The following is a 6501-nucleotide window of genomic DNA, read 5'->3' as shown; positions in this document are numbered from 1 at the left end:
GTCGGTGCAGGACAGCCGCCCATTTCAATGTGCGAAGGCCGACCCGGTCAAGGTGGCCGCGGCGCTCGAAGGGCTCAAGGTCAAGAGCTTCAACGGCGAGGTCGAGATGCGCAAGTCTGACCACCAGCTGCAGCAACCGCTGTTCATCACGGTCTGGCAAAAGGCCGACGCCAAGCATCCCTACTCGCCCGAGAACACCGGCTACACGCTGGCGCCGGTGGCGACCTATGAGTCCTATGTGTCGAGCACGCCGACGTCTTGCCAGATGAAGCGCCCCTGAAATTTGGGCGCAGCCGCCTGCTGCGCAAGCCGATATCGGGCCTGTAGTGCTCGCCGTACGGGAGTACGGCTGCGCGCTTCGGCCCGATCTCCGCTCGCTCGCTTGAAGGCGGCTGCATCCCAAATTCCGTTCTCTTTAAGCGAGGTTTTGTGGATCAAATTCTCATCAATCTGTTGAACGGGCTGTCCTCGGGCCTGCTGCTGTTCATGCTCAGCGCCGGCCTAACGCTGATTTTCAGCATGATGGGGGTGCTGAACTTCGCCCATGCCAGCTTTTATATGGTGGGTGCTTTTGTGGCCTACAGCCTGGTCGGCTGGGTCGGCTTTTGGCCGGCGCTGGTGCTGGCGCCGGTGGCTGTGGGTCTGCTGGGTGCCGCATTCGAGCGGCTGGCCTTGCGCCGCGTGCACAAGTTTGGCCATGTGGCGGAGCTGCTGCTGACCTTCGGCATGTCCTACGTGATGCTCGAATTGGTGCATCTGATTTGGGGCTATACGGCCGTGCCCTTCACGCCGCCGCCGGCCTTGCAGGGCTCCGCCTTCACCATCATTCAACAGCCGCTGCAAGGGCTGGCGCTGGTGTTGGGCGCGGCACCGCCTGATGTCTGCGCCGTCAGCGCCTGCTCGACCTTTCCGCTGACGCGCTTGTTCATGATGGGGGTGGCCTTGCTGATGCTGTTGGCACTGTGGTTGCTGCTGACACGCACGCGTGTCGGCCTGGTGATTCAGGCCTCGCTGAGCCACCCCGAGATGGTGGAGTCACTCGGGCATAACGTGCCGGCCGTGCAGATGCTGGTGTTTGGCAGCGGCTGCGCCTTGGCCGCGCTGGCCGGGGTGATAGGCGGCATGACGTTTGTGACCGACCCGTCGATGGCGGCTATCGTCGGCTCGATCATTTTTGTGGTGGTGGTGGTGGGCGGTGTGGGTTCGCTGGCCGGCGCCTTTGTCGCGTCGATCTTGATCGGCCTGATGCAGACGCTGCCCTTGACCATCAACGCATCGCTCGCGTCGTTGCTGGGTGCCTGGGGTTGGAGCGTTGGGCCGCAGAACTTTGCCTACCCGGTGCTGCGGCTGCGGGTGGCCGAGCTGACACCGATCCTGCCCTATTTGTTGATGGTCTTGATTTTGATCCTGCGGCCCAAGGGCCTGCTGGGCACAAGGGATGATTGAGTGATGAGTAGCAAGCCTTTCAATCGTGGCCGCTGGCTGGTCTGGAGTCTTTACGCCTTGTTGCTGCTCGTGGCCCCCTGGGTTTGGACCAGCGGGCTGGCGCAGACCATGCTGACGCAGATGGGCATCGCCATCATTGCCTGCCTGGCCTACAACATCTTGTTGGGGCAGGGCGGCATGCTGAGTTTTGGCCATGCCGTCTACAGCGGCCTGGGCAGTTTCTTGGCCATCCATAGCCTGAACCTGGTCAGCGCCGGCAGCTGGCATCTGCCCGTCAGTTTGGTGCCGCTGACCGGCGGCTTGGCCGGCTTGCTGTTTGCCGCGCTGTTCGGTTTTGTGTCGACCAAGAAGGCCGGTACCCCGTTTGCGATGATCACGCTGGGTCTGGGCGAGCTGATCTGGGCGATGTCGCTGATGCTGCCCGAGTTCTTCGGCGGCGAGGGCGGTATCTCCGGCAACCGGGTCGCCGGCAAGGCCGTCTGGGGCGTCAGCTTTGGGCCGCAGATCCAGATTTACTACTTGATCGCGCTCTATTGTTTCGTCTGCACGGCCCTGATGTTTGCCTTCACCGGCACTCCGCTGGGCCGCATGTTGAATGCCGTGCGTGACAACCCGGAGCGCGTTGAATTCATTGGTTATGACACCCGCTGGGTGCGCTATCTGGCCTTCATGATGTCGGGCTTTTTCGCCGGCATTGCGGGCGGTCTGGCGGCCCTGAACTTCGAGATCGTGACGGCCGAGGTGGTCGGCGCCGCCCGGTCGGGCGCCTATTTGCTGTTTACCTTTGTGGGCGGTGCGACCATTTTCTTCGGCCCCATTCTCGGCGCCGTCTTGATGGTGGTGGCCTTGGTCTTGCTGTCCGAATTGACCAAGGCCTGGCTGCTCTATTTGGGCCTGCTGTTTGTGCTGATGGTGATGGTGGCGCCGGGTGGCTTTGCCGCCTTGATCCTGATGAATCTGCGCTTGGCCTTACTGGGCCAGCTGCGCCAGATTTGGACCGCTTACCTGGCCCTGGGCAGCGCCGGCCTGACCGTCTTGGTCGGTGCCGGCGCGATGATCGAGATGCTGTATCACCGCCAGCTGAATGAAGCGCTGGGCCCCAAGATGCGCTTCCTCGGTGTGACGCTGGACAGCTCGCATCTTGATGCCTGGTTCGGCGCGTTCATGCTGGCGTCGATCGGGGCCGTCTTGTTCGAGTGGGCGCGCCGCCAGTTCAAGCTGGACTGGGCGAAGGCGCAGGCGGCGATTGAACTCAGCGCCCAGCGGCGGGCGGCCCCATGACGGCGGTCACGGGCGCAAGCAGCTACGCGCTGGAGTTGCGGGATGTGCGCAAGAACTTCGGCAAGAGCGAGATCATTCGCGGCGCCGAGCTGCAGGTGGCGGCCGGCGAGCGGGTCGCCATCATCGGCCCCAACGGTGCCGGCAAGTCGACCCTGTTCAATCTGATCAGCGGCCGCTTTGCGCCCAGCAGTGGTGAGATCTTGCTGCATGGCCGGCCGATTCAAGGCCTGCCGCCGTATGAGGTGAATCGGCGCGGTTTGTCGCGCAGCTTCCAAGTCTCCAATCTATTCGCCAAGCTGTCGGTGTTTGAAAATATTCGCTGCGCCTTGCTCTGGGCTATGGGCTATCGCTATGCGTTCTGGAAGTTTTTGGCCGGCCTGGATGATGCCAACCAGCGTGCCACCGAGCTGATGGAATCGATAGGGCTGGCCAAGCGGCGCGATGTGCTGGCGGCGAATTTGACCTATGCCGAGGCACGCGCCTTGGAAATAGGGCTCACGATTGCCGGTGGGTCGAGCGTGATTTTGCTGGATGAGCCCACCGCCGGCATGAGCCGCAGCGAAACCCAGCACTTTATTCAACTGATACGCGAGGTCACCGTGGGCAAGACGCTGTTGACCGTGGAGCACGATATGGGTGTGGTGTTCGGCCTGGCCGACAAGATCGCGGTGCTGGTGTATGGCGAAGTGATCGCCTTTGACGTGCCGGACGCGGTGCGCGCGAACCCGCGCGTGCAAGAGGCTTATCTTGGGGCGCTGCCGGTATGAGCGCGCGCAAGCTGCAGCTGCTGGATGTGCAGGCCTTTTATGGCAAGAGCCATATCTTGCACGGCGTGACGATGGAGGTCGGCGCCGGCGAGATCGTCTGCTTGCTCGGCCGCAATGGCTCGGGCCGCTCCACGCTGCTGAAAACCATCATGGGGCAGGTCGATGCGCGCGGCTCGGTGCGCTTTGGTGAGCAGCAGCTGATGGGGGCCAAGCCCTACGAGATTGCCCATGCAGGCCTGGGCTATGTGCCGGAAAACCGCGACATCTTTGCCAAGCTGACCGTGCACCAGAATCTGCTGTTGGGCCTGAAGCGCGGAGCACGCCAAGCGCGCTGGGGTTTTGACGATATGTACCGGATGTTCCCACGCCTGAAGGAGCGCCAGCACACCGAGGCCGGTGTCTTGTCAGGCGGCGAACAGCAGATGCTGACCTTGTGCCGCAGCCTGATGGGCGACCCGGATCTGATCATGATCGACGAGCCCACCGAGGGCCTGGCGCCCAAGATCGTTGAGCTGGTCGCCGAGTATCTGAAGGCCCTGAAGGACCGCGGCATTGCCGTGTTGCTGGTCGAGCAAAAGCTCACCATCGCGCTGGAGATCTCGCAGCGCTGCTATGTGATGGGCCATGGTCAGATCGTTTTTGAGGGCAGGCCAGCGGATTTGATGGCGAATGCCGAGGTTCGACGGGAGTGGCTGGAGGTTTGAGAGGCTGCGTTAGCGTGCAATCTTGACGGCATGCTGGGAGGTGATGGCAGGTGCTTGCGCTGCTGGCCCTATACTTTTTGGCCACATCGCCGTTTGACCAAATTCCCCACCCTAACGCCCAGGCGCCATGACAACTTCGCTGCTCAAGAACCTTGCCCCCATCATCTTGTCGGCCAGCCTGTTGGTGGGCTGCGGCGGCGAAGGCTATGACGGCTTGATGAACTCGGCCCGCACGGCCTTGTCCAAAGGCGAGAGCCAAGCGGCCATCATCCAGCTGAAGAATGCGCTGCAAAAGAACCCCGAGGCCGGCGAGGCACGCTTCCTTTTGGGCCAGGCTTTTCTGGAGAGTGGCGATGCCCGTTCGGCCGAGGTGGAGTTGCGCAAGGCCATCGCCGCCAAATTTGACCCAGCACGCATCGCGCCGCTGTTGGCGCGGGCGCAGCTGGCGCTGCAGGCCTACAAGCCGATGATTGCGTCGTACGGCGATTTCAAACTTGAGGATGCGCCGGCCAGGGCCGATTTGAAGACCTCGCTGGCGACCGCCTATGAGGCGACCGGCGCACCGGAGAAGGGCGCGGCGGCCTTGCAAGAAGCACTGCTGGCACAACCCGGCTTTGCGCCGGCCGTCTTGCTGCAAGTGCGTTTGAAGGTGCGCGCGGGCGATGCGCTGGGTGCCATGCAAATGCTTGATGAGTTGCTCAAAAGTGATGCCAAGCTGGTCGAAGCCTGGCGCCTCAAGGGTGATGTGGTGTTGGGCAGCATCAAGTCCGGTGCAGCCGGCGCCAAGGGCTTGGATCTTGCCGATGGCGTGGCGGCCTACCGTCAGGCCTTGGTCTTGGCGCCCAAGGATTTGGGCGCTCACGCCGGGCTGATCAACCATTGGATCGAGGCCGGTGAACTGGAGCAGGCCGCGGCCGATCTGGAGAGCCTGAAGAAGTTGCTGCCTAAGGACCCGCAGACCTATTACTTTGCGGCGCTCTTGGCCTATTCGCACAAGGACTTTGCTGGCGCCCGTGGCCCGGCGCTGGAGCTGGTGAAGCTGGCGCCCGAAAGCCCCTTGGCCTTGCAGTTAGGCGGGGCGATCGAATATGAATTGAAAAACTTTGGCCCGGCCGAGGAGCTGCTGGCCAAAGCCCTCAAGCTGGCGCCTAACTTGTCGGCACCACGGCGCATGTTGACGCAAATTTACCTGCTGACTTCAAGCCCGGCCAAGGCGGTCGCGGCGATCCAGCCGCTGCTTTCGAGCGGCACGCCGGACGCGCAGATCTATTCCTTGGCGGGTGAGGCCTATCTGCAGAACGGCGACCCGAAAAAGGCCGAGGGCTACTTTGCACAGGCCGCCAAATTGAACCCGAAGGACAGCCGCAGCCGCACGCAGCTGATTCTGGGCAAGGCGTCGACCGCCAAGCCCGAGGATGTGCTGGCGGATTTGAAGGCGATTTCGGACAGCGATCCGAGCTCGGTCGCCGACATCGCCATCATCCGCGCCCATCTGCAGCGCCGTGATCTGGACAAGGCGATGGCGGCGATTGAGGTGTTGGAGCGCAAAAACCCCAAGCGCCCCATCGCGGCGAATTTGCGCGGGCTGATCATGCTGGCCAAAAATGATGTGGCAGGCGCGCGTCTGAATTTCGAGCAGGCACTCAGCTTGGACCCAGCCTTCTATCCGGCGGTGGCCTTGTTGGCCTCGCTGGACATGGCCGATAAAAAACCCGAGGCCGCCAAACTGCGCTTTGAGGCGGTGTTGAAGGCCGCGCCCGACAACGTCAAAGCCCATCTCGCGCTGGCCGAGCTGAAGGAGATTGGCGGCGCGTCCAAAGAAGAGATTGCCGGCTTGATCGAGCAGGCGGTGCTGGTCAAGCCGCTTGATGCCGCGCCGCGCGTGGCTTTGGTTGACCATCATCTGCAGCACAAGGACCTGAAGGCGGCCCAGATCGCGGCGCAAAAAGGCATTGCCGCCTTGCCTGAGGCGCCCGAGCTGCTGGAGGTGCAGGGCCGGGTGCGCATGTTGGCCGGCGAATACAACCAGGCCACCGAGTCCTTCAATGCCTTGGCCCGGGTGATGCCGCGCTCGCCGATGCCGCATATGCGCTTGGCCGAGGCCTATGTGGCTTTGAAGAATCTGCCTAACGCCATGGCCAGCCTGAAGCGCGCCCTGGACCTGGCGCCCGACTACCTGGTCGCCCGCAAGCGCTTGGGTGAGGTGCAACTGGCGGCCGCTGACTACAAGGCTGCTCTGGCCAGCGCTGCCTTGATGCAGAAGCAAGCGCTTGGCAAAGCAGCCGGCCTGGGGTTGCAAGGTG

At 62.8% G+C, this 6501-nt stretch carries 5 protein-coding genes and 1 pseudogene; all 6 read left to right on the top strand.

Annotated features, from left to right (window positions below):
• A pseudogene (locus RMO57_RS12100) lies at positions 1-280 on the top strand (branched-chain amino acid ABC transporter substrate-binding protein); the annotation flags it as partial.
• Between the two features lie 206 nt (positions 281-486).
• Positions 487-1446: a branched-chain amino acid ABC transporter permease gene (locus RMO57_RS12095; protein ID WP_414896415.1), complete on the top strand. Its 960-nt coding sequence runs from the start codon at positions 487-489 to the stop codon at positions 1444-1446.
• Positions 1447-1449: 3 nt separating this feature from the next.
• Positions 1450-2727, top strand: a complete 1278-nt coding sequence (locus RMO57_RS12090; RefSeq protein WP_310386933.1) for a branched-chain amino acid ABC transporter permease — start codon at positions 1450-1452, stop codon at positions 2725-2727.
• Positions 2724-3494 (top strand): ABC transporter ATP-binding protein, encoded by a 771-nt coding sequence (locus RMO57_RS12085; protein ID WP_310386931.1) that lies wholly within the window; start codon positions 2724-2726, stop codon positions 3492-3494. The genes RMO57_RS12090 and RMO57_RS12085 overlap by 4 nt, the downstream gene beginning before the upstream one ends.
• Complete coding sequence (locus RMO57_RS12080; protein WP_310386930.1) at positions 3491-4198, top strand: ABC transporter ATP-binding protein; 708 nt, start codon at positions 3491-3493, stop codon at positions 4196-4198. Before RMO57_RS12085 ends, RMO57_RS12080 begins: the two co-directional genes overlap by 4 nt.
• A gap of 127 nt (positions 4199-4325) precedes the next feature.
• Positions 4326-6501: XrtA/PEP-CTERM system TPR-repeat protein PrsT (gene prsT, locus RMO57_RS12075; RefSeq protein ID WP_310386928.1), on the top strand; the 2176-nt coding region annotated here is incomplete at its 3' end.

The organism is Roseateles sp. (genome assembly GCF_031397715.1).
Lineage (GTDB): Bacteria > Pseudomonadota > Gammaproteobacteria > Burkholderiales > Burkholderiaceae_C > Paucibacter_A.
Note: the sequence above shows the minus strand (reverse complement) of the source record. Positions and strands in the feature narration are given on the sequence as shown.